We start from the raw sequence: 22,232 nt of genomic DNA on the forward strand, positions 1-22,232 counted from the left end.
CGGGGAAGCAGTACTTTTCCGCTCGATATTATCTTAGGATAAAGTTTTTCAAAAAAATTATTGATAAGTTGTTGACTTATAGGACAACCCCATGATATTATAATTCTTGTCGATACGGAGGAATACCCAAGTCCGGCTGAAGGGATCGGTCTTGAAAACCGACAGGGGTGTTAAAGCCCGCGGGGGTTCGAATCCCTCTTCCTCCGCCATTGATTTTAAATTAACCATAGCGCATAAATATTGGAGATAAAAAAACCGCTGCCCCGTGCAGCGGTTTTTTACTGTTTCAAAGGGGATTTGCGGTAGGATAAAAAAAGGATGGACGAGCAGCTGCTCGTCCATCCTCTTTACATTAAGATTTCAGTAATCGTGTCTGTTCAATGAAATATCCAATTCTCTCAACAATCGGTTCAATTGAGTTTTCGTTATTGATCAAATCATAATCATTGATATTCAGTCTCAGCACAGGACATGCATTGAAGGAATCAATCCAATTTTCATAGCGGCCATGCATTTCCTGCCAATATTCAATTGGTGTTTGCTGTTCCATCGGGCGTCCTCTTTCCCGGATGCGGTCCACTACATCATCAATGGAACCTTCTAAGTAGATAAGAAGATCAGGATGCGGGAAGTAAGGTGTCATCACCATAGCATCAAAAAGGCTTCTGTAAGTGTCGTAGTCCACTACAGACATGTTCCCTTTTTCGTAATGCATTTTCGCAAAAATGCCCGTATCCTCATAGATGGATCGATCTTGGATAAAGCCTCCGCCATATTCAAAGATCTTCTTCTGCTCTTTAAAACGTTCAGCGAGGAAATAGACTTGAAGATGGAAGCTCCAGCTTTTGAAATCCTCATAAAATTTGTCCAGGTATGGGTTAGTATCGACTTTTTCAAATGAGGTGCGGAAACCAAGTGCGCTGGCAAGTCCATTGGTCATCGTCGATTTTCCAACTCCGACGGTTCCGGCAATGGTGATAACAGCATTGCTCGGAATCCCGTATTTAGTCCGAAGATTCATGTTAAAGTGGCTCCTTTTTTCAATGTTTGATCTAAACTATCTATAATAATGGCTAAATCATCTTTATTCTTAACAAAATCCATCTCGTCGCCATTAAAGCGGAGAACCGGGATGTTGCTGTATTTGCTTTCGAACTGCTGCATGTGGCGTTCGTAGTCCAGTGAAAGCTGTTCCAGATAAAGAGGGCTGATTTTCTTTTCGAAATCCCTTCCTCTCATGGCGATCCGCTGCAGGAGGGTATCCAGGCTGGCGTTCAAATAAATGACGACATTCGGCACCGGCATATCTTCCGTTAGTATTTGATAAATGTTCAAGTATTTATCAAACTGTTTATTTTTTAATGTTCTCTCAGCGAAGATGAGATTCTTTAAAATATGATAATCAGCGACGACTGGTTTATCCTGTGAAATGAAATGTGTTTCAATATCCTCTAGCTGCTTGTAGCGGTTGCATAAGAAAAACATTTCAGTTTGAAAGCTCCATTCATCTATGTTGTCATAAAATTTATCTAAAAATGGATTTTCATCAACAATCTCTTTTAAAAGATGATAATTGAAATGAGCTGAAATGGCTTTCGCCAAAGAAGTTTTTCCTACTCCAATAGGTCCTTCAACCGTTATGAATGGAATGCTCCCCATACAATGTCCTCCTTTTCCGACATTATGGATTCATATTCGACATCTACTCGTCAAATGACGACAAGTGTTATTTTAACACAATATATAGTCCTTAGGGTGGAATTTTTATGGTAAGAAAGAAATAAAAAAAGCCATCTTCCCGGTTCGTTCAGGAAAACAGCTTCATAAAAATCATCTTTTAACAACATCGAAGTTGTCGGTAATCAACAGCCAGTTTTGAGGGAAAGGCAGTCCGAGCTTCCAGTAACTCATTCCCCTTAATTTGAGCTCTTTCATCAAGTCAAACTTAGCCTGGATGGAGCGGGCATCTTCAAACCAAACCTCATGTTGGTTTCCTTCCGCATCCTGATACTTGAAGAACGGCGCCTGTGCTTTGGTGTCATATTGAATAGGTACATTATTCTGGGCAGCGATTTCAATTGCTCTTTGCGGACTGACAGCCTTGGCAACATCCCCTTGTTTAAAAGGAAGTGTCCAGTCATACCCGTACAGATTCTGCCCCATCATGATTTTGGAAGACGGCATTTCGCTTATTGCATACTCCAATACTTCACGGACTGGCCCTATCGGGGAAACAGCCATGGCCGGACCGCCGCTGTAACCCCACTCATAGGTCATGATGACAACGAAGTCGACAATTTCCCCATGTGCCTTATAATCATGGGCTTCATACCATTTGCCTTTTTGGCCGGCACTCGTCTTGGGAGCGAGGGCTGTGGAAAGGAGCCAGCCTTCCTGATTGAAACGGTTCTTTGCTTTGCGGAGGAAGCGGTTATATGCTTCACGGTCCTGCGGGCGGAGATACTCAAAATCAAAATGGATATCCCGGAAGCCGTATTTCTTGGCTGTAGTCACGACATTTTCCAGGAATTTATTCTGGATGTTGGTATCATTTAGAAGGATTCTGCCGACTTCATCACTGAATTGTCCTTCCTCCTGGTTGGTAATGGCCATCATCAGCACATTGCCATTGGCCCGCCCGATTTCAAGCAGGTTGCCAAGCGGAGGTTCTTTCAATGTACCGTCACGCTTAGCTTCAAAGTCAAAAGGAGCAAGATACGTCAGATATGGTGCAGCATCCCGGGCGCTTTCCTCTAAATTGGGCTGTACCGTTGTGCCATATGGTTCAACATACGCATTGAATTCCCCATCTCTTTTTGGCCGTTCAGGGATATATAAACGATACCCTACCTGAAGCGGCTGGTTGGCTGAGATGCTGTTGATTTGTGCAAGCTCTTGTACAGTAAGGCCGAACCTCCTGCTGATAGACCATAAGCTGTCACCCGGCTGGACAAAATAAAACAGGCCTACTATGGGAATGACCAGGGTCTGGCCGACGACTAAATTATCAGGGTTAGGAAGATCGTTCGCTTCCACAATATCTTCAACAGTCGTGTTATATGTTTGAGCGATTCCGAATAACGACTGATTAGGCTGGACTACATGGATTTGCATAACTTGCCCTCCCTTTTACATTTTTCACTGTAAGAAATGTATGTTTAAAAAGGGGGAAGTATGATGGTGATAAGGAATATTTTTATTTTCTAAACGATATCACCTGAATCCACAATCTCAGCTTTCAGCACATTTCGCATCATTTCCAGGGCGTACTGATTGTCATCCTCGCTGACTGAAGCGATGCAGTCTTGCGGGATCACCAAATTGAATTCCCTCATATAAGCATCATTGGCTGTGAACAGCACGCAGATATTTCCGGCAATTCCCGAGAGGATAAGTGTCTCCACTTTTAAAGTGTGAAGGAGGGTATTCAAGGCCGTGCCGTAAAAAGCAGAGTGCTTTGGTTTAATCAGAAAGTAATCCTCCTCTCCCGGCTTCAAAGGTTCTATGACCGGACGGCTGGCATCATTCAGGCATTTTTCATAAATTTTTTTCAAATCTGCCTGCCAAAGGTTATAATGGTCATTAATATAAATGACAGGAACGCGGCTTTGACGACAGGAGCTGCGCAAGGTTTGAAGCGGTTCGACTATTTTTTCAGTATGATTGGCAAGTGTGTCTCCATGATCGAAATCGAATGGATTTAATATATCTATAATTAATAGAGCGGATTTGCTGTCGATTGGATTCATCGGTTACCTCCTTATATATAGTTTTGGAAGCAGTAATTGGTTTTATCCATAAGCAGCAATCTTTTTCAGTAAGGGGTTATATAGGTGGATACGAAACAAGAATACTTTATGAAGCTCGCTATCGAAGAGGCTAAAAAGGCAGAGGAAAAATCAGAGGTCCCGATTGGAGCCGTCATCGTACTTGATGGTGAAGTTATCGCATCAGCCCATAATCTGCGGGAAACCACCCAGAATGCCGTAACGCATGCGGAGCTGCTGGCAATCGAGGAAGCCTGCAGGAAGATGGGAACTTGGCGCCTTGAAAATGCTGAACTTTATGTTACATTGGAGCCATGCCCTATGTGTTCCGGAGCAATCATTTTATCGAGGGTCAAGACAGTCGTATACGGAGCGCCGGATCCAAAAGCGGGATGTGCAGGGACATTGATGAACCTGTTGGAGGATGACCGCTTCAATCACCAGTGTGAGGTTGTGCCTGGTGTGCTGCAAGAAGAATGCGGCGAGCTCCTGACCAGCTTCTTCCGTGAACTTCGGGCAAGGAAAAAAGAAGAAAAGAAACGCAGGAAAGAAGAAATGGAACAACATACAGGAATTGACAATGGGTAACCCGTTGCTTTTTTCCGTAAGAGCTAGTATACTAATATTTGCGTCGGACATGGCGCAACCAAATATGGTATCAATTTTGCCGTGCTAGGCGGGGAGGTAGCGGTGCCCTGTACTCGCAATCCGCTCTAGCGAGGCTGAATCCCTTCCCGAGGCTTGCACTCTGTAAGGCCTGCCTCAAGTAAGTGGTGTTGACGCCCGGGTCCTGCGCAATGGGAATCCATGAACCATGTCAGGTCCGGAAGGAAGCAGCATTAAGTGGACTCTCCCATGTGCCGCGGGGTTGCCTGGGCCGAGCTAACTGCTTGAGTAACGCTTATGGATGCATGTCGACGGAAGGTGCACGGCAGTTTAATACTAATAACAAAACTCATCCTTTTCAGGGTGAGTTTTTTGTATACGAAAGAACTGCAATAAAAACGGCATTATAGTAAAACAGCCTTTGTAAAAGTAAATTTACATAAGTTATAATAGATAGATGAGATCAATTTTTATCTGCATGGCACAAGAAACTTTTTTACAGGGAAAAAACAGAGACAGCTTCAATCTATTAAGAATACATATAAAAGGAGGAGATCGTTTTGAGTTATCAAGCTTTATATAGAGTCTGGCGGCCGCAGCAATTCATCGATGTAGTCGGACAGCAGCATGTAACAAAAACACTGCAAAATGCTCTCCTCCAGCAGAAGATATCACACGCCTATCTTTTCTCGGGACCGAGGGGGACGGGGAAAACAAGTGCGGCCAAGATCCTGGCCAAGGCAGTCAACTGTGAGAAAGCACCGGTTGCGGAACCTTGTAATGAGTGTGATTCCTGTCTGGGAATCACCGATGGTTCCATACCTGATGTCATTGAAATTGACGCGGCTTCCAATAATGGAGTCGAGGAAATCCGTGATATCCGCGATAAAGTAAAGTATGCTCCTAACGTGGTTTCTTATAAGGTATATATCATAGACGAGGTTCATATGCTTTCCATTGGAGCGTTCAATGCGCTGTTGAAGACACTCGAGGAACCGCCTAAACATGTCATCTTTATCCTTGCAACCACAGAGCCTCATAAGATCCCGCTGACCATCATCTCAAGGTGCCAGCGCTTTGACTTCAAGAGGATTACGGCAAGGGATATCGTGGGGAGAATGACTCATATTGCCGATGAATCGGGTGTACAATATGAAGAAAAAGCGCTGCATGTGGTCGCCAGGGCAGCTGAAGGCGGTATGCGTGATGCCCTCAGCCTCCTGGACCAGGCGATTTCCTTCAGCCAGGACCGGGTGACGGTGGATGATGCGCTGACTGTAACCGGGGCGGTGTCCCAGGTATTTCTTAATAGATTAGCCAGAGCGATCTTTGAGAATAATGTGGCAGATGCCCTCCAAGCGCTAGAGGAGCTCCTTTTTCAAGGAAAGGACCCGGCAAGGCTGACAGAGGACCTTGTCCTGTACTTCAGGGATATGCTGCTTCATCAGACAGCCCCCAACCTGGAGGAATCATTGGAAAGGGTCATGCTTGATGAGGAATTCAAGGAGCTGGCTGAAAGAGTCTCACCACAGCATATTTATAAATTTATTGATATACTAAATGAAGCACAGCAAGAGATGAAATTCACCAATCATGCCCGCATCTATATTGAAGTGTCGATTGTGAAACTCTGCCAGACAGAAGTTGAAAGCAATGTCTCTTCACCGGAAATAGGGCAGCTCCTTCAGAAGGTCCAAAGCCTTGAAAATGAACTGAAACAGCTCAAAGCAAAAGGCATTCCTGCCCAAGCTGAAGCTGCACCTGCCCCTAAAAAGAGGCCATCCGCTTCCAGGAAGGGATTCAAGGCGCCGACCGGAATGGTTCAGGGAGTATTGAAAACAGCGACAAAAGAAGATCTTAATCTTATTAAAAGCCGCTGGGGTGAAATGCTCGAAGTCCTTAATCAGCGGCAGATGCGCTCTCAAGCTGCTCTGCTCAATGATGCCGAACCTGTGGCTGCTTCCTCGCAGTCCTTTATCCTTAAATTCAAATACGATATTCACTGCCAGATGGCAATGGAGAACGCAAGCTTCACCGAGGCATTAGGTTCTATCATGGGACAGCTGACCGGAACTGAATATCAGCCGATCGGCATCCCGGAAAGTCAATGGCAGAGTGTAAGGGAAGAATTCATTAAGCATCAGCGAAATGATGATCCGGATGCTGCTGCTGCAGGCGAGGAAGCTGAAGAAGATCCACTTATCGCAGAAGCGAGAAAGCTTGTAGGGGAAGATCTAATAGAAATAAAAGAATAAAAAATACAATTGGAGGTTTTTTACTATGCGTGGAATGGGAAATATGCAAGGTATGATGAAACAAATGCAAAAGATGCAGAAACAGATGGCGAAAGCTCAAGAGGAACTTGGTGAGAAGCGTCTGGAAGGGACTGCCGGCGGTGGAATGGTAACCGTAATCGTATCAGGCCATAAAGAAGTATTGGAAGTGAACATCAAGGAAGATGTTGTAGATCCGGAAGATATCGAAATGCTGCAAGACCTTGTGCTTGCTGCAACAAATGATGCTTTGAAACAAGCGGATGAACTAACGAACTCGACAATGGGACAATTCACTAAAGGAATGAATTTACCGGGAATGTTCTAGGAGGCTTTAATATGCATTATCCTGAACCAATATCGAAGCTCATTGACAGCTTCATGAAACTGCCGGGAATTGGGCCGAAAACCGCGGCCCGACTAGCGTTTTTTGTTTTAGGCATGAAAGAGGACACCGTCCTGGAATTTGCCAAGGCGCTTGTTAACGCCAAAAGAAAACTGACATATTGTTCTGTGTGCGGACATATTACAGATCAGGACCCTTGCTATATCTGTGAAGATCAACGAAGGGACCGGAGTGTTGTCTGTGTCGTCCAGGATCCGAAAGATGTTATCGCCATGGAAAAAATGAAAGAGTACACCGGGCTTTACCATGTCCTGCATGGAGCTATTTCCCCGATGGATGGGATTGGTCCGGAAGACATCAATGTTCCTGACTTATTAAAAAGGCTTCAAGATGAAGAAGTGGAAGAAGTCATTCTCGCAACCAACCCGAATATTGAAGGGGAAGCCACAGCCATGTATATTTCGAGGCTCCTGAAACCATCCGGCATCCGGATTACAAGGATTGCTCACGGCCTTCCAGTCGGCGGGGATTTGGAATATGCAGATGAAGTCACTCTCTCCAAAGCATTAGAAGGAAGAAGAGATGTCTAGATCAGGAGTGGAAAGTTTCTATGTTCTTTCAAAAAAAGGGTAAATTACGAAAAGAGTATGATACTAAATTGCTTCATTCATTGGAAGACGCCAAGAAAGACTGGATTTCCCAGAAGGCATTGGAAGATATGAGCATTGAGAATTCTTTTGAAATCAACTATCTTTCCAAGATAGCAGAAGCAAAATATTTTTTCTTTTTCAGAGAAGCGAAAAATAGAAAAGTCGTCATAAAAAGGTAGACAACCCTCATATCCTCTCTATAAGGTATCCATTTTACCTTGAAGGAGGGGAGTAGATGAGTCCGGTTATAGTTATCGCTGTTATAAGCAGCCTGATTGTCTTCCTGCTTGCAGCAGGGACGCCGTTCAAACCGGCAAAGTTTGTCGGGCAGCTATGTATGAAAGTATTGATTGGCGCTTTGTTCTTATTCTTTTTAAATGCATTCGGAAGCCAATTCGGCGTACATGTACCCATTAACCTGGTCACTTCCTCGATTTCCGGCATCCTAGGCATTCCGGGAGTAGTAGGATTGACGATCATCCAGATGTATATCATTGTATAAACTCCGCTGGATCGTTAGCGGAGTTTTTGTTTTTTAAAAAACTTTTATTTGTGTGTTGACTCTAATGGAGTCAGCGTGATATTATATTACTTGTCGCTGAAACGACATCGAATATTTTTTCTAAAAAACATTGACGCCGCTTAAAGTTATATGATATATTAAAGGGGTGCTCAAGAGAGACAAGCATTGAACATTGAAAACTAAACAAATCAAAACGTCAACGTTAATTCTAGTAAGAACCTAGTTCTTACAAAGTTGCTAATACTATAATTAGCAAATGAGCAAGTCAAACTTCTATCGGAGAGTTTGATCCTGGCTCAGGACGAACGCTGGCGGCGTGCCTAATACATGCAAGTCGAGCGGACTGATGGGAGCTTGCTCCCTGAAGTCAGCGGCGGACGGGTGAGTAACACGTGGGTAACCTGCCTGTAAGACTGGGATAACTCCGGGAAACCGGGGCTAATACCGGATAGTTCTTTTCCCCGCATGGGGAAGAGTGGAAAGGCGGCTTCGGCTGCCACTTACAGATGGACCCGCGGCGCATTAGCTAGTTGGTGAGGTAACGGCTCACCAAGGCGACGATGCGTAGCCGACCTGAGAGGGTGATCGGCCACACTGGGACTGAGACACGGCCCAGACTCCTACGGGAGGCAGCAGTAGGGAATCTTCCGCAATGGACGAAAGTCTGACGGAGCAACGCCGCGTGAGTGATGAAGGTTTTCGGATCGTAAAGCTCTGTTGTTAGGGAAGAACAAGTGCCGTTCGAATAGGGCGGCACCTTGACGGTACCTAACCAGAAAGCCACGGCTAACTACGTGCCAGCAGCCGCGGTAATACGTAGGTGGCAAGCGTTGTCCGGAATTATTGGGCGTAAAGCGCGCGCAGGCGGTCTCTTAAGTCTGATGTGAAAGCCCACGGCTCAACCGTGGAGGGTCATTGGAAACTGGGGGACTTGAGTGCAGAAGAGGAAAGTGGAATTCCACGTGTAGCGGTGAAATGCGTAGATATGTGGAGGAACACCAGTGGCGAAGGCGACTTTCTGGTCTGTAACTGACGCTGAGGCGCGAAAGCGTGGGGAGCAAACAGGATTAGATACCCTGGTAGTCCACGCCGTAAACGATGAGTGCTAAGTGTTAGAGGGTTTCCGCCCTTTAGTGCTGCAGCTAACGCATTAAGCACTCCGCCTGGGGAGTACGGTCGCAAGACTGAAACTCAAAGGAATTGACGGGGGCCCGCACAAGCGGTGGAGCATGTGGTTTAATTCGAAGCAACGCGAAGAACCTTACCAGGTCTTGACATCCTCTGACAACCCTAGAGATAGGGCTTTCCCCTTCGGGGGACAGAGTGACAGGTGGTGCATGGTTGTCGTCAGCTCGTGTCGTGAGATGTTGGGTTAAGTCCCGCAACGAGCGCAACCCTTGATCTTAGTTGCCAGCATTCAGTTGGGCACTCTAAGATGACTGCCGGTGACAAACCGGAGGAAGGTGGGGATGACGTCAAATCATCATGCCCCTTATGACCTGGGCTACACACGTGCTACAATGGACGGTACAAAGGGCAGCGAGACCGCGAGGTTCAGCAAATCCCATAAAACCGTTCTCAGTTCGGATTGCAGGCTGCAACTCGCCTGCATGAAGCTGGAATCGCTAGTAATCGCGGATCAGCATGCCGCGGTGAATACGTTCCCGGGCCTTGTACACACCGCCCGTCACACCACGAGAGTTTGTAACACCCGAAGTCGGTGAGGTAACCTTTTGGAGCCAGCCGCCTAAGGTGGGACAGATGATTGGGGTGAAGTCGTAACAAGGTAGCCGTATCGGAAGGTGCGGCTGGATCACCTCCTTTCTAAGGATATATGAGACGTGACGTTTTGATTGTTTAGTTTTGAATGTTTAATGTAATTAAACTTCATATAAATGAGAGGGGCCTATAGCTCAGCTGGTTAGAGCGCACGCCTGATAAGCGTGAGGTCGGTGGTTCGAGTCCACTTAGGCCCACCATTCTTCTTCTCATTCCATTACGGGGCCTTAGCTCAGCTGGGAGAGCGCCTGCTTTGCACGCAGGAGGTCAGCGGTTCGATCCCGCTAGGCTCCACCAAGATTTTTTACGTAGCGCAGCGAAGTAAAATAATCCTCCCTAGCATCGCGAATGAAAGCGAAGCAACGGAGATTTTTTTAACGGAGCTAAAGTTACATTGTTCTTTGAAAACTAGATAAAGATATATGAAGAAAGTCAAGAAAGAACCGAGAATTCGCCATTTTAGGATATCTCTTATGAGATATTTTGTTTGATTAACCATTTGGTTAAGTTAGAAAGGGCGCACGGTGGATGCCTTGGCACTAGGAGCCGATGAAGGACGGGACTAACACCGATATGCTTCGGGGAGCTGTAAGTAAGCTTTGATCCGGAGATTTCCGAATGGGGGAACCCGCTGCACGTAATGGTGCAGTATCCATATCTGAATACATAGGGTATGGAAGGCAGACCCGGGGAACTGAAACATCTAAGTACCCGGAGGAAGAGAAAGCAAACGCGATTCCCTGAGTAGCGGCGAGCGAAACGGGATTAGCCCAAACCAAGAGGCTTGCCTCTTGGGGTTGTAGGACACTCTATACGGAGTTACAAAGGAATGAAGTAGACGAAGAAGTCTGGAAAGGCTCGTCACAGAAGGTAACAACCCTGTAGTCGAAACTTCGTTCCCTCTTGAGTGGATCCTGAGTACGGCGGGACACGAGAAATCCCGTCGGAAGCTGGGAGGACCATCTCCCAAGGCTAAATACTCCCTAGTGACCGATAGTGAACCAGTACCGTGAGGGAAAGGTGAAAAGCACCCCGGAAGGGGAGTGAAATAGAACCTGAAACCGTGTGCCTACAAGTAGTCAGAGCCCGTTAACGGGTGATGGCGTGCCTTTTGTAGAATGAACCGGCGAGTTACGATCCCATGCAAGGTTAAGTCGGAAAGACGGAGCCGCAGCGAAAGCGAGTCTGAACAGGGCGAATGAGTATGTGGTCGTAGACCCGAAACCAGGTGATCTACCCATGTCCAGGGTGAAGTTCAGGTAACACTGAATGGAGGCCCGAACCCACGCACGTTGAAAAGTGCGGGGATGAGGTGTGGGTAGCGGAGAAATTCCAATCGAACTTGGAGATAGCTGGTTCTCTCCGAAATAGCTTTAGGGCTAGCCTCATGTAGTAAGAGTCTTGGAGGTAGAGCACTGTTTGGACTAGGGGCCCTCATCGGGTTACCGAATTCAGACAAACTCCGAATGCCAAAGACTTATCCATGGGAGTCAGACTGCGAGTGATAAGATCCGTAGTCGAAAGGGAAACAGCCCAGACCACCAGCTAAGGTCCCAAAGTATACGTTAAGTGGAAAAGGATGTGGAGTTGCTTAGACAACCAGGATGTTGGCTTAGAAGCAGCCACCATTTAAAGAGTGCGTAATAGCTCACTGGTCGAGTGACTCTGCGCCGAAAATGTACCGGGGCTAAACGTATCACCGAAGCTGTGGATTGACACCGTCTGGTGTCAGTGGTAGGAGAGCGTTCTAAGGGCTGTGAAGCTGGACCGTAAGGACTGGTGGAGCGCTTAGAAGTGAGAATGCCGGTATGAGTAGCGAAAGACAGGTGAGAATCCTGTCCACCGAATGCCTAAGGTTTCCTGAGGAAGGCTCGTCCGCTCAGGGTTAGTCGGGACCTAAGCCGAGGCCGAAAGGCGTAGGCGATGGATAACAGGTTGATATTCCTGTACCACCTCTTTTCCGTTTGAGTGATGGGGGGACGCAGGAGGATAGGGTAAGCGCGCTGCTGGATATGCGCGTCTAAGCAGTTAGGCTGGTGATGAGGCAAATCCCGTCACCGTTAAGGCTGAGCTGTGACAGCGAGGGAAATATAGTACCGAAGTTCCTGATTCCACACTGCCAAGAAAAGCCTCTAGCGAGGAAAAAGGTGCCCGTACCGCAAACCGACACAGGTAGGCGAGGAGAGAATCCTAAGGTGAGCGAGAGAACTCTCGTTAAGGAACTCGGCAAAATGACCCCGTAACTTCGGGAGAAGGGGTGCTCTGGTAGGGTGCAAGCCCGAGAGAGCCGCAGTGAATAGGCCCAGGCGACTGTTTAGCAAAAACACAGGTCTCTGCGAAGCCGTAAGGCGAAGTATAGGGGCTGACGCCTGCCCGGTGCTGGAAGGTTAAGGGGAGTGCTTAGCGCAAGCGAAGGTGCGAACCGAAGCCCCAGTAAACGGCGGCCGTAACTATAACGGTCCTAAGGTAGCGAAATTCCTTGTCGGGTAAGTTCCGACCCGCACGAAAGGCGCAACGATCTGGGCACTGTCTCAACGAGAGACTCGGTGAAATTATAGTACCTGTGAAGATGCAGGTTACCCGCGACAGGACGGAAAGACCCCGTGGAGCTTTACTGTAGCCTGATATTGAATTTTGGCACAGCTTGTACAGGATAGGTAGGAGCCTTGGAAACCGGAGCGCCAGCTTCGGTGGAGGCGTCGGTGGGATACTACCCTGGCTGTGTTGAACTTCTAACCCGCGCCCCTGATCGGGGTGGGAGACAGTGTCAGGTGGGCAGTTTGACTGGGGCGGTCGCCTCCTAAAGAGTAACGGAGGCGCCCAAAGGTTCCCTCAGAATGGTTGGAAATCATTCGCAGAGTGTAAAGGCACAAGGGAGCTTGACTGCGAGACCTACAAGTCGAGCAGGGACGAAAGTCGGGCTTAGTGATCCGGTGGTTCCGCATGGAAGGGCCATCGCTCAACGGATAAAAGCTACCCCGGGGATAACAGGCTTATCTCCCCCAAGAGTCCACATCGACGGGGAGGTTTGGCACCTCGATGTCGGCTCATCGCATCCTGGGGCTGTAGTCGGTCCCAAGGGTTGGGCTGTTCGCCCATTAAAGCGGTACGCGAGCTGGGTTCAGAACGTCGTGAGACAGTTCGGTCCCTATCCGTCGTGGGCGCAGGAAATTTGAGAGGAGCTGTCCTTAGTACGAGAGGACCGGGATGGACGCACCGCTGGTGTACCAGTTGTCTTGCCAAAGGCATCGCTGGGTAGCTATGTGCGGAAGGGATAAGTGCTGAAAGCATCTAAGCATGAAGCCCCCCTCGAGATGAGATTTCCCATCACTTTATGTGAGTAAGATCCCTGAAAGATGATCAGGTAGATAGGTCTGAGGTGGAAGCGTGGCGACACGTGCAGCTGACAGATACTAATCGATCGAGGACTTAACCACAATTTATAGCGAACTCGGAATACTTTCTTTTCTTCATACCTTTATCTAGTTTTGAGAGAACGATGTTCTTTCAACTTCATACATAGTCTGGTGATTAAGGCGAAGAGGTCACACCCGTTCCCATGCCGAACACGGAAGTTAAGCTCTTCAGCGCCGATGGTAGTTGGGGGATCTCCCCCTGTGAGAGTAGGACGTCGCCAGGCACCAAGAGAGTACCCGATGTGGTGCTCTTTTTTGTGTTTGAAATGAAAAGGAAACCGAAGGTTGAAAAGATCTTGCCTGGACATTCATCAAAAGCAGGAGCGAGGGTGGGGAGGAGCAAGAAGGTCGAGGACGAAAGGGAGTGAACACCGGAGTGGGCTCTGCCCATGAGGATGTGAACGAGCGAAGCGGACGAAGAGATTCGCCGCTCATCGCCGGCCGAGCCTTCAGCACCGATGGTAGTTGGGGCCTCCCCCTGTGAGAGTAGGACGTCGCCAGGCAAATGAGAGGGTACCCTGATGGGTGCTCTTTTTTGTGTTTAAAGAGAGGTGAAACCGAAAGGTTTGGAGAGATCTTTCCCTTAATGTTTATCAAAAGCAGGAGCGAGGGTGGGGAGGAGCAAGAAGGTCGAGGACGAGAGGGAGAGAACACCGGAGTGGGCTCTGCCCATGAGGATGTGAACGAGCGAAGCGGACGAAGAGATTCGCCGCTCATCGCCGGCCGAGCCTTCAGCGCCGATGGTAGTTGGGGCTCCCCCTGTGAGAGTAGGACGTCGCCAGGCAAGCAAAGAGTAACCGAAGTGAGGCTCTCTGTTTGTATAAATTGTAATTGAAACCGAAAGGTTTAAAGAAGAGTTCGCAATCATAATTTTCATATGAAGGAAATAGACATTTGGCACAATTATTTTAAATTTAGTCGCAAATGTTCGAGATTTGGCATGAATATTTCAAATTTGGCACGATAAATCCCCAGTTGGAACGATTATCTTCAAAATGGCACGATTAAAAATTTACACTGTTAAAGAGACATAACGTAGATTTGTTTTGAGGCATAACCTCCATTATAGATGCAAAAGTATCTGATTTTCGCGCATAACTTTCGTCTTAGATGCATAACCAAAGAAGTTTGGCGCATAACTCCAGAATTCCGCGCATAACCTCAAACTGGATAGTAAATAAAGCTTCCAGCCAGCTGCCGGATGTCCACTCACACGTAATTCTCCCCTGCATAAATTCCAGAACCCACCACGCCTGTTCCTTTTTAAAGAATTTCCCTTTAGACATACACAGACATGATTTTCCTTACATAGTATAGCAACATGAGATAATTCACTTAATTTAAATTTTGTGTATATTTGACCGGCTTCGGGGCAGAATAGGTGTATGGAGGTGGAGAGACTGGTGTTGAATACAGAGAAAACGTTAAGGGAAACATGTATCATTTGCAGTCAGCAGAAGGCGACAGGCATACATCTGTACACATCGTTTGTCTGCATAGATTGTGAGAAAGATATGGTTGGTGCTGAAACGAACAGTCCTCAATATAAGTTTTTTGTAGAGAGGTTGAAGAAAGTCAATACACCGCAAATATATTCATAGACGGAGCCGGGAGGAAGTCCCCGGTTTTTTTATTTTGGATAAATAGGATTCCGGAAGCAATGTGATAAGATAGAAGGGTTAATTTTCATATTCAGGAAGGGTTGCTTTTATGAACAATCAAAGCAGGATGCCTTTAGTGGAGGCACTGCAATCCCATATTAGAAAAGATACTGTTTCTTTCCATGTTCCAGGGCATAAGAATGGTGAACTTGCGGGTGGACAAGCCGGTGAGTTCCTTCAATATGATGTCACGGAGCTGACTGGGCTGGATGATCTGCATGCCCCTTCGGAAGCGATCAAGGAAGCACAGGCCTTATTGTCTGATCATTATCAAACGAGGAAGAGTTACTTTCTTGTGAATGGAAGCACTGTTGGAAATCTGGCGATGATCCTGGGTGTATGTGAAGAAGGGGACACTGTTTTTGTACAGCGGAATTGCCACAAGTCGATTCTGAATGGGTTGAAGCTTGCCAATGTGAATCCAGTGTTTCTTCATCAGGAGTTTGATGAGCATAGCGCGACATCCACAGGCATTTCCCAGGGAACGTTAGAAGAAGCACTTAAAACCTACCCAGACGTCAAGGCACTGATCCTCACTTATCCGACTTATTATGGCATGGTCTATGATTTGAAAAGTATCATTGAGGTTTGTCACAGCCATGGAGTGAGGGTACTGATTGATGAGGCCCATGGCGCCCATCTTTCAATAGGGAAGCCGTTTCCTGTGTCTGCACTTAAATGGGGGGCGGATATTGTTGTTCAATCAGCTCATAAAACCCTGCCTGCGATGACAATGGGCTCCTATCTTCATATACGAACTGACGAGATAAATAGTAAAAAGGTTGAGTTGTATTTAGGGATGCTTCAGTCGAGCAGCCCATCTTATCCGATTATGGGTTCACTTGATTATGCACGTCATTATATAGCATCCTATTCAAATGATGACCTCGACTATTTTTTATGGAATAGAAAAGATTTTATCAATAGATTGAAAGAGGCAGGGTATCACGTCATTGAAGGCGATGATCCGCTGAAGATCATGGTCCGGCTTCCGGGGCTGACCGGTTTTCAGCTTCAGGAAGAGTTGGAGCATAAGGGCATTTTTACAGAATTGGCCGATCCTTATCAAGTTCTGTTCGTCCTGCCCCTGTTAAAACAAGATGATCCTTTCCCATTCCAAAAAACATTGGAAAAAATGACAGAAATCAGACCGGGAAGTAAATCTGACAAACCTATTTTCTTTAAGAAATATAAAAACATTACTGCGCTGCGGTTTTCCTTTAAAGAAATAGAAAAGAAAACGAAGGAGTGGGTCTCCTTAGAGGAGGCAGCGGGCAAAACAGCAGGAGAGATGCTTACTCCTTATCCGCCTGGAATCCCTCTATTTTATCCCGGTGAAGAAATTACAGAAGAAAGCATTCAGGAGCTTAAATGGCTGATGGCACATGGAGCAAGGTTTCAGGGTGAACATTTGCTGGGAGAAGGAAAGATTAGGATCCTATTGTAATCGGCAGTTTCCCCTGAAATAAGTTATAATGAAACAAGCATCAATGAATGGCGGAGGTTTTAGGATGAGACAGGGATTATTCATAACAGTTGAAGGGCCTGAAGGTGCAGGAAAGTCAACGATTATTCAAAAGATGGCTGATGAACTGGCGGAAAAGGGAATTGATGTCATGCTGACAAGAGAGCCCGGAGGAATTTCGATTGCAGAGGAAATCCGTGAAGTCATATTAAACCCTAAGAATACAGCTATGGATGAAAGAACGGAAGCGCTGTTATACGCAGCTGCCAGAAGACAGCATTTAGCAGAGAAAGTCATCCCGGCTTTAGAAAAAGGCGGTATTGTCTTGTGTGACCGTTTCCTGGACAGCTCGCTTGCTTATCAGGGGCATGCCAGAGGGATAGGAATGGATGAGGTCTACAGCATCAACAAGTTTGCCATAGAGAATACTATGCCTGATCTCACACTTTACTTCGATGTAGAGCCGGACGTAGGTTTGGGCCGTATCAGCAAACATAAAGGCAGGGAAGTGAACCGGCTGGATCTGGAAGCCATCGATTTTCATGAACGGGTTAGAGAGGGTTATTTCATGCTCCTCGACCAGTTCCCCGATCGTATCACAAAAATCGATGCCAGCAGGCCCTTTGATGACGTTTATCAGAATGCTTTCGATATAGTTGAGAAGTTTATAGCGGAGAGACCAGTCAAATAAAGACTGGTCTTCTTGTGATAGCTGTATACAGGGAATCAACATTTGTTTGAATTTTCCATAATTTATTTGGCCAGTTTGAACAATATGCGATATTATGTAAGGAATATTCTTGCTATAATAGTATATAAACAGATTTTCGGAAAAACTTTTGGGAGGAAGTGGAAGAGATGAAAATGATAATGGCGGTAGTACAGGATCAGGACAGCAACCGTCTATCCAATGCGTTGATGGAGCATAATTTCAGGTCGACGAAGCTGGCAAGTACTGGCGGGTTTCTAAGATCGGGTAACACGACCTTCTTGATCGGGGTTGAAGATATCAGGGTTGAGAAGGCGCTCCAGGTCATCCGGGATAGCTGTAAGTCAAGAGATCAAATGGTAGCACCTGTGTCCCCTATGGGCGGCAATGCCGATTCTTATGTCCCCTATCCGGTGGAAGTGGAAGTTGGCGGGGCAACCGTGTTTGTACTGCCTGTTGAACAGTTTCACCATTTTTAGAATGAGAGGGAATCAGCAATGAAAATCAACCATGATCTCCGTGTCGGTGTCGATAAGGTGCATACCGAACAGAAACCGAACACCGGAGGTTCGACGAGGTTCAGCGCGCTTGTAAGCAAACAGGACCAAAAGCTGCAGATGGAGCAGCTGGGAAAACTGATGGGTGATATCACCAGTGCAGGAGAAAGGCTGGCTCGTTCAAGGACCTTTAAGGATCTTGCTAAATATAAGACACTGGTAAAGAGGTTTGTTAAGGAAGCGGTCGATTATGGCCTGGATCTGAAGCAGTCCCATACGTGGAATCAGCATGGGGAAGGCAGAAAGCTGAATATCGTCGAAAATGTTGACCGTAAGCTCATGGAATTGACTGAGGATATATTGAACGAAGAAAAGCAATCCATTGATATATTAGGAAAAATAGGTGAAGTAAGAGGCCTGTTAATTAATTTATATACGTAAGTGAGTGATCGTGTTGTCCATGACCTGGGAAGAACTCAATGAAATACAGCCTGTTGTCCTGCAGATGCTGGCTAACAGTATCAAGAGAGAGCGGGTGGCACATGCTTATCTCTTTGAGGGAGAAAGAGGAACAAGGAAAAAAGATATTGCTGTCCTCTTTGCTAAGTCGCTTTTATGCGAACAACCAGTGAATGGGATAGCTTGTGACCAATGCAACAACTGTAAAAGGATCAATAATCATAATCATCCAGATGTCCATGCAATTGAACCGGATGGCCTTTCGATAAAAAAGGAACAAATCAGGACATTGCAAAGTGAATTCAGCAAAACCGGGGTTGAATCCAAACAGAAGATTTATATTGTATCTCATGCGGATAAAATGACCCCTAATGCGGCGAACAGCCTGCTGAAATTCCTTGAGGAGCCATCGTCCGAAACCACAGCCATCCTGATAACGGAACAGGTTCACCGGATCCTGCCGACTATCATATCGCGCTGCCAAGTGGTCTCCTTTCAGCCCCTTCCAAGGGAATTGATAAAAGAAAGGCTTGTTGCCGAGGGAGTAAATGTGAATTTGGCTGCCCTGACAGCAAGTTTAACTAATAATTACCAGGAAGCATTTGAATTAAGCGGCGAAGAGTGGTTTGCACAAGCAAGAATAATAGTGTTAAAATTGTATGAAGTCCTTCGCAAAAGTCCATTTCAGGCAATGATCAGTTTGCAGGAGGATTTTAACGAGCATTTCAAAGAGAAACATCAAATAGATCGAGCATTGGATCTTTTACTTCTTATATATAAAGATCTCCTGTATATACAGATAGATAAAGGAGATAAGCTGGTTTACCCGGATAAGAGGCAGGAATGGGAGTCAGATGCGCTTCAGGTTTCCACAAACAGTCTGTCTGATAAGATGACGGCCGTACTTGAAGCAAAACGGAAGCTTAACGCAAATATGAATACTCAGCTGTTATTGGAACAGCTTGTGCTAAAATTACAGGGGTGATTTCCTTTGTACGATGTTGTAGGCGTACGCTTTAAAAAAGCGGGTAAAATATATTATTTTGATCCAGGCGAACTGGAGATTGAAAAGAATGACTATGTAATCGTAGAAACAGTCAGGGGAGTGGAGTACGGCAAAGTGGTTGTTGACCGTAAACAGGTTGGCGAAAACGATGTGGTCCTGCCCCTGAAGAAAGTAATAAGACTGGCCGATCATAAAGATCAGATGGCCGTACAGGAAAATAAAGAAGCAGCAGAAGAGGCGTATGAAGTCTGCTGCAAAAAAATTACCGAACATCAGCTGGATATGAAACTGGTTGATGTAGAATATACATTCGATAGAAATAAAGTGATATTTTATTTCACGGCTGACGGCAGGGTGGACTTCCGTGAATTAGTTAAGGATTTGGCATCCATATTCCGCACACGTATTGAACTCCGTCAAATCGGAGTCAGGGACGAAGCCAAAATGCTCGGCGGAATCGGCCCTTGCGGCAGGATGCTTTGCTGCTCAACTTATCTGGGCGACTTTGAACCAGTATCAATCAAAATGGCGAAAGATCAAAATCTTTCCCTTAATCCGACAAAGATCTCCGGTTTATGCGGCCGTCTCATGTGCTGCCTGAAATATGAGAATGACGAATATGAAACGGCCAAGGAAGAACTGCCGGATGTTGGAGAGATCATCAGCACGCCGCAGGGTGAAGGTAAAGTAGTCGGTCTTAATATTTTGGAGCGTGTCATCAAAGTCGATATTAAAGAAGTTGAACGGGTTCTTGAATTTACTTTGGATGAAATCTCAAACGAAAGTGCCGTCTCAATTCAAGCCACAGAGTAACGGGGTGGAGTTTAGTGGATAAAAAAGAGTTCTTTGATTCAGTCAGTAACATGGAGCAACAAATAGGACAGCTTTACCAGCAGCTGGGTGAATTGAAACAGGTCTTAGCGGAAATTCTGGAAGAAAACAATTCCCTTCAGCTGGAAAATGAACATTTGCGCAGAAGACTGGAGCAAACAGGGAACTCATCAAAAGGCGCTGCACGAAAAGGTAAAAAGGGATCCAAGCAGTCTCATTCCGAGGATAAATCATTAGATGTCGGTGAAGGGTATGACAATCTGGCCCGGCTGTATCAGGAAGGTTTCCATATCTGCAATATCCACTTTGGCAGTCCCCGGAAAGATGAAGACTGTTTGTTCTGTTTATCTTTTCTCAATAAGAAATAGCTTCAATTTTAAGCCTTCCTGCTCAGCAGGGAGGCTTCGTTTTTAGATGAAGGGGGAATTCCGCTCAAGATGCGCAACTCCGCTGCAAACCACAAAATCAAGTAAGATGATAAAATATAGGTAAAAGTTTTATTAAAAAACAGGCAGATATCGAACAATAGTAATTATAAAGGTTTACATAGAAGTTTACGGAGGAGAAAATATGGTTTTGTTGAAAGAAGATGAAAGGCTGGATTATCTGCTTGCGGAAAATTTACGGATCATCCAGAGTCCCTCGGTGTTCTCATTTTCGCTTGATGCTGTTTTACTGGCGAACTTTGCAAGTATTCCTAAGCGGAAGGGGAAGATCATCGATTTGTGTTCAGGTAACGGGGTGATCCCGTTGATGCTGAGCAACAGGACCAGTGCGCCGATTACCGGGGTCGAAATTCAGGAAAGGTTATTTGAAATGGCCAACCGGAGTATTGATTATAACCAGCTCGGGAACCAAATTTCAATGATTCATGGTGATATCAAGGACATGCCTGCCCGCTTTGGAAACGACAAGTTTGATGCTGTTACCTGCAATCCGCCTTATTTTTCTAAAGCGGAGAAAGAGAAAATCAACAGCAATGAACATTACGCAATAGCACGCCATGAGCTGCTGTGTACACTTGAGGATGTAGTGAAGACGGTGAGTTTTCTTCTCAAACAGGGAGGCAAGGCTTCATTTGTTCACAGGCCCGGCAGAGGAGTGGACCTGCTTACCCTCATGAGAGAATACCGAATAGAGCCAAAGCGGATTCGGTTTGTTTATCCCAATAAGCATAAGGAAGCCAACACCGTTTTGGTGGAGGGGATAAAAGACGGCAGTCCCGACTTAAAAGTTCTGCAGCCGTTGATTGTATATAATGAAGATAATAGTTATCGAAGCGAAGTCCACAAGATGCTATATGGACAACAAGACAGTTAAAGGTATACTAACCGAAAGAAGGTGAAGAGGATGAAAACACAGAAAAGCTTTCAGGATTCTGAAGCAGGGTCCCTCTATCTCGTGCCGACCCCGATTGGCAACCTTGAGGATATGTCGTTCAGGGCGGTCCGGATTTTAAAAGAATGCGATGTCATCGCAGCAGAGGATACAAGAAACACTAAGAAGCTATGTAATTATTTCGAGATTGATACCTTTGTCGTCAGTTATCATGAGCACAATAAAGAGACCAGCGGAGTAAAGCTTATAGAACGGATAGAGAAAGGTGAAACAGTCGCTCTTGTAAGTGATGCCGGCATGCCCTGTATATCTGATCCAGGATTTGAAATTGTAAGAGAGGCGGTGGACAGGGGGATTCCTGTCATTCCTCTTCCGGGTGCAAATGCAGCCCTTACCGCTTTGGTTGCATCAGGATTAGTACCGCAGCCCTTTTATTTCTATGGTTTTCTTTCCAGAAACAAAAAAGAAAAGCGCAGGGAACTTGAAATCCTCTCCAGACAGAACAGCACGTTGATTTTCTATGAATCCCCTCACCGGTTGAAAGAGACTCTGAAGGAAATGAAGGAGATTCTCGGCAACAGGTCCATCGTTCTATCGAGAGAGCTGACGAAGAAATTTGAGGAATTTATAAGAGGCACTCTTGAAGATGCACTTGAATGGAGCAGCGAGGGAGAAATCCGGGGAGAGTTCTGCCTGATTGTCGACGGAAGCAAAGAGGTACAGGGTGAAAAGGAAGAAGAACAGTGGTGGACGGAACTGACACTTTATGAGCATGTGCAGCATTACATTGATGAGAAAGAAGTATCCTCAAAAGAAGCGATTAAAATGGTTTCCAAAGAAAGAGGGCTCCCAAAACGCGATGTCTACCAGGCATTCCACGTTGAGTAACAGACTGCCGGAATTCTG

General features: G+C 46.0%; 20 protein-coding genes, 3 tRNA genes, 3 rRNA genes and 1 other RNA gene. 23 read left to right on the forward strand and 4 right to left on the reverse strand.

All coding sequences use genetic code 11. The features are described from left to right. Positions 1-116: 116 nt before the first annotated feature. Positions 117-209 (forward strand) — tRNA-Ser (locus ACOJQI_RS00115). A 143-nt stretch (positions 210-352) separates the two neighbouring features. Here ACOJQI_RS00115 and ACOJQI_RS00120 read toward each other — a convergent pair. The 4 genes from ACOJQI_RS00120 to ACOJQI_RS00135 all read right to left on the reverse strand — a co-directional run bounded on the left by ACOJQI_RS00120 (position 353) and on the right by ACOJQI_RS00135 (position 3,749). Further along, a complete protein-coding gene (locus tag ACOJQI_RS00120) occupies positions 353-1,021 on the reverse strand; it encodes a deoxynucleoside kinase (RefSeq protein ID WP_421382477.1) in 669 nt (222 codons plus the stop codon). Then, complete coding sequence (locus ACOJQI_RS00125) at positions 1,018-1,659, reverse strand: deoxynucleoside kinase (protein WP_421382479.1); 642 nt, start codon at positions 1,657-1,659, stop codon at positions 1,018-1,020. The genes ACOJQI_RS00120 and ACOJQI_RS00125 overlap by 4 nt, the downstream gene beginning before the upstream one ends. 171 nt (positions 1,660-1,830) lie before the next feature. Further along, positions 1,831-3,114, reverse strand: coding sequence for a LysM peptidoglycan-binding domain-containing protein (locus ACOJQI_RS00130; RefSeq protein WP_421382481.1), 1,284 nt, complete (start codon positions 3,112-3,114; stop codon positions 1,831-1,833). An 89-nt stretch (positions 3,115-3,203) separates the two neighbouring features. Beyond that, entirely contained in the window at positions 3,204-3,749 is a 546-nt protein-coding gene (locus ACOJQI_RS00135) for an isochorismatase family cysteine hydrolase (RefSeq protein ID WP_421382483.1), read from the reverse strand. 84 nt (positions 3,750-3,833) lie between these two features. Here ACOJQI_RS00135 and tadA point away from each other — a divergent pair, with 84 nt between their 5' ends. The 22 genes from tadA to rsmI all read left to right on the forward strand — a co-directional run bounded on the left by tadA (position 3,834) and on the right by rsmI (position 22,214). Next, positions 3,834-4,355, forward strand: coding sequence for a tRNA adenosine(34) deaminase TadA (gene tadA / locus ACOJQI_RS00140; RefSeq protein WP_421382485.1), 522 nt, complete (start codon positions 3,834-3,836; stop codon positions 4,353-4,355). 79 nt (positions 4,356-4,434) lie between these two features. Further along, positions 4,435-4,699, forward strand: an RNA gene (ffs, locus tag ACOJQI_RS00145) — signal recognition particle sRNA large type. A 234-nt stretch (positions 4,700-4,933) separates the two neighbouring features. After that, on the forward strand, positions 4,934-6,628 hold the full coding sequence (dnaX, locus tag ACOJQI_RS00150; RefSeq protein WP_421382487.1) for a DNA polymerase III subunit gamma/tau: 1,695 nt from the start codon (positions 4,934-4,936) through the stop codon (positions 6,626-6,628). A gap of 25 nt (positions 6,629-6,653) precedes the next feature. Beyond that, positions 6,654-6,974, forward strand: coding sequence for a YbaB/EbfC family nucleoid-associated protein (locus ACOJQI_RS00155; RefSeq protein ID WP_421382489.1), 321 nt, complete (start codon positions 6,654-6,656; stop codon positions 6,972-6,974). 11 nt (positions 6,975-6,985) lie between these two features. After that, positions 6,986-7,582, forward strand: a complete 597-nt coding sequence (gene recR, locus ACOJQI_RS00160; RefSeq protein ID WP_421382491.1) for a recombination mediator RecR — start codon at positions 6,986-6,988, stop codon at positions 7,580-7,582. A 20-nt stretch (positions 7,583-7,602) separates the two neighbouring features. Next, complete coding sequence (locus ACOJQI_RS00165) at positions 7,603-7,821, forward strand: YaaL family protein (protein WP_421382493.1); 219 nt, start codon at positions 7,603-7,605, stop codon at positions 7,819-7,821. A gap of 56 nt (positions 7,822-7,877) precedes the next feature. Beyond that, complete coding sequence (locus tag ACOJQI_RS00170; RefSeq protein ID WP_421382495.1) at positions 7,878-8,144, forward strand: pro-sigmaK processing inhibitor BofA family protein; 267 nt, start codon at positions 7,878-7,880, stop codon at positions 8,142-8,144. Between the two features lie 294 nt (positions 8,145-8,438). Then, positions 8,439-9,989: ribosomal RNA gene (locus tag ACOJQI_RS00175) — 16S ribosomal RNA — on the forward strand. 78 nt (positions 9,990-10,067) lie between these two features. Next, a tRNA-Ile gene (locus tag ACOJQI_RS00180) sits at positions 10,068-10,144 on the forward strand. 21 nt (positions 10,145-10,165) lie between these two features. Further along, positions 10,166-10,241 (forward strand) — tRNA-Ala (locus tag ACOJQI_RS00185). A 204-nt stretch (positions 10,242-10,445) separates the two neighbouring features. Next, a 23S ribosomal RNA gene (locus ACOJQI_RS00190) occupies positions 10,446-13,381 on the forward strand. A gap of 86 nt (positions 13,382-13,467) precedes the next feature. Continuing rightward, a 5S ribosomal RNA gene (gene rrf / locus ACOJQI_RS00195) occupies positions 13,468-13,584 on the forward strand. The 16S, 23S and 5S rRNA genes sit together here with 2 tRNA genes alongside, the layout of an rRNA operon. 1,179 nt (positions 13,585-14,763) lie before the next feature. After that, positions 14,764-14,961, forward strand: coding sequence for a sigma factor G inhibitor Gin (locus ACOJQI_RS00200; RefSeq protein ID WP_421382497.1), 198 nt, complete (start codon positions 14,764-14,766; stop codon positions 14,959-14,961). 109 nt (positions 14,962-15,070) lie between these two features. Continuing rightward, the gene (locus tag ACOJQI_RS00205) at positions 15,071-16,468 is read left to right on the forward strand and encodes an aminotransferase class I/II-fold pyridoxal phosphate-dependent enzyme (RefSeq protein WP_421382499.1); all 1,398 of its coding nucleotides are present in this window, start codon (positions 15,071-15,073) and stop codon (positions 16,466-16,468) included. 64 nt (positions 16,469-16,532) lie between these two features. After that, positions 16,533-17,177: a dTMP kinase gene (gene tmk, locus ACOJQI_RS00210; protein WP_421382501.1), complete on the forward strand. Its 645-nt coding sequence runs from the start codon at positions 16,533-16,535 to the stop codon at positions 17,175-17,177. Positions 17,178-17,344: 167 nt separating this feature from the next. Then, a complete protein-coding gene (locus tag ACOJQI_RS00215) occupies positions 17,345-17,674 on the forward strand; it encodes a cyclic-di-AMP receptor (protein ID WP_421382503.1) in 330 nt (109 codons plus the stop codon). An 18-nt stretch (positions 17,675-17,692) separates the two neighbouring features. After that, complete coding sequence (locus ACOJQI_RS00220) at positions 17,693-18,133, forward strand: YaaR family protein (RefSeq protein WP_421382505.1); 441 nt, start codon at positions 17,693-17,695, stop codon at positions 18,131-18,133. Between the two features lie 19 nt (positions 18,134-18,152). Then, entirely contained in the window at positions 18,153-19,136 is a 984-nt protein-coding gene (holB, locus tag ACOJQI_RS00225; RefSeq protein WP_421385359.1) for a DNA polymerase III subunit delta', read from the forward strand. A gap of 6 nt (positions 19,137-19,142) precedes the next feature. Beyond that, positions 19,143-19,970, forward strand: a complete 828-nt coding sequence (locus tag ACOJQI_RS00230; RefSeq protein ID WP_421382507.1) for a PSP1 domain-containing protein — start codon at positions 19,143-19,145, stop codon at positions 19,968-19,970. A gap of 14 nt (positions 19,971-19,984) precedes the next feature. Next, positions 19,985-20,356, forward strand: a complete 372-nt coding sequence (yabA, locus tag ACOJQI_RS00235) for a DNA replication initiation control protein YabA (RefSeq protein ID WP_006837667.1) — start codon at positions 19,985-19,987, stop codon at positions 20,354-20,356. 202 nt (positions 20,357-20,558) lie between these two features. Next, on the forward strand, positions 20,559-21,308 hold the full coding sequence (locus ACOJQI_RS00240; RefSeq protein WP_421382509.1) for a tRNA1(Val) (adenine(37)-N6)-methyltransferase: 750 nt from the start codon (positions 20,559-20,561) through the stop codon (positions 21,306-21,308). A gap of 30 nt (positions 21,309-21,338) precedes the next feature. Next, positions 21,339-22,214 carry a 16S rRNA (cytidine(1402)-2'-O)-methyltransferase gene (rsmI, locus tag ACOJQI_RS00245; protein WP_421382511.1) on the forward strand — a complete coding sequence of 292 codons (876 nt, stop codon included), beginning with the start codon at positions 21,339-21,341 and terminating at the stop codon, positions 22,212-22,214. The last annotated feature ends 18 nt before the right edge of the window (positions 22,215-22,232 follow it).

The organism is Bacillus salacetis, assembly GCF_049177075.1.
Classification (GTDB): domain Bacteria; phylum Bacillota; class Bacilli; order Bacillales; family Bacillaceae_B; genus Rossellomorea; species Rossellomorea salacetis_A.

Coding starts and splice junctions, on each gene's coding strand:
- tmk (WP_421382501.1), top strand. CDS start 16,533: ATGAGACAGGGATTATTCATAACAGTTGAAGGGCCTGAAGGTGCAGGA.
- ACOJQI_RS00130 (WP_421382481.1), bottom strand. CDS start 3,114: ATGCAAATCCATGTAGTCCAGCCTAATCAGTCGTTATTCGGAATCGCT.
- rsmI (WP_421382511.1), top strand. CDS start 21,339: ATGAAAACACAGAAAAGCTTTCAGGATTCTGAAGCAGGGTCCCTCTAT.
- ACOJQI_RS00120 (WP_421382477.1), bottom strand. CDS start 1,021: ATGAATCTTCGGACTAAATACGGGATTCCGAGCAATGCTGTTATCACC.
- ACOJQI_RS00135 (WP_421382483.1), bottom strand. CDS start 3,749: ATGAATCCAATCGACAGCAAATCCGCTCTATTAATTATAGATATATTA.
- ACOJQI_RS00220 (WP_421382505.1), top strand. CDS start 17,693: ATGAAAATCAACCATGATCTCCGTGTCGGTGTCGATAAGGTGCATACC.
- ACOJQI_RS00125 (WP_421382479.1), bottom strand. CDS start 1,659: ATGGGGAGCATTCCATTCATAACGGTTGAAGGACCTATTGGAGTAGGA.
- ACOJQI_RS00205 (WP_421382499.1), top strand. CDS start 15,071: ATGAACAATCAAAGCAGGATGCCTTTAGTGGAGGCACTGCAATCCCAT.
- ACOJQI_RS00215 (WP_421382503.1), top strand. CDS start 17,345: ATGAAAATGATAATGGCGGTAGTACAGGATCAGGACAGCAACCGTCTA.
- ACOJQI_RS00170 (WP_421382495.1), top strand. CDS start 7,878: ATGAGTCCGGTTATAGTTATCGCTGTTATAAGCAGCCTGATTGTCTTC.
- holB (WP_421385359.1), top strand. CDS start 18,153: ATGACCTGGGAAGAACTCAATGAAATACAGCCTGTTGTCCTGCAGATG.
- ACOJQI_RS00155 (WP_421382489.1), top strand. CDS start 6,654: ATGCGTGGAATGGGAAATATGCAAGGTATGATGAAACAAATGCAAAAG.
- recR (WP_421382491.1), top strand. CDS start 6,986: ATGCATTATCCTGAACCAATATCGAAGCTCATTGACAGCTTCATGAAA.
- ACOJQI_RS00240 (WP_421382509.1), top strand. CDS start 20,559: ATGGTTTTGTTGAAAGAAGATGAAAGGCTGGATTATCTGCTTGCGGAA.
- ACOJQI_RS00165 (WP_421382493.1), top strand. CDS start 7,603: ATGTTCTTTCAAAAAAAGGGTAAATTACGAAAAGAGTATGATACTAAA.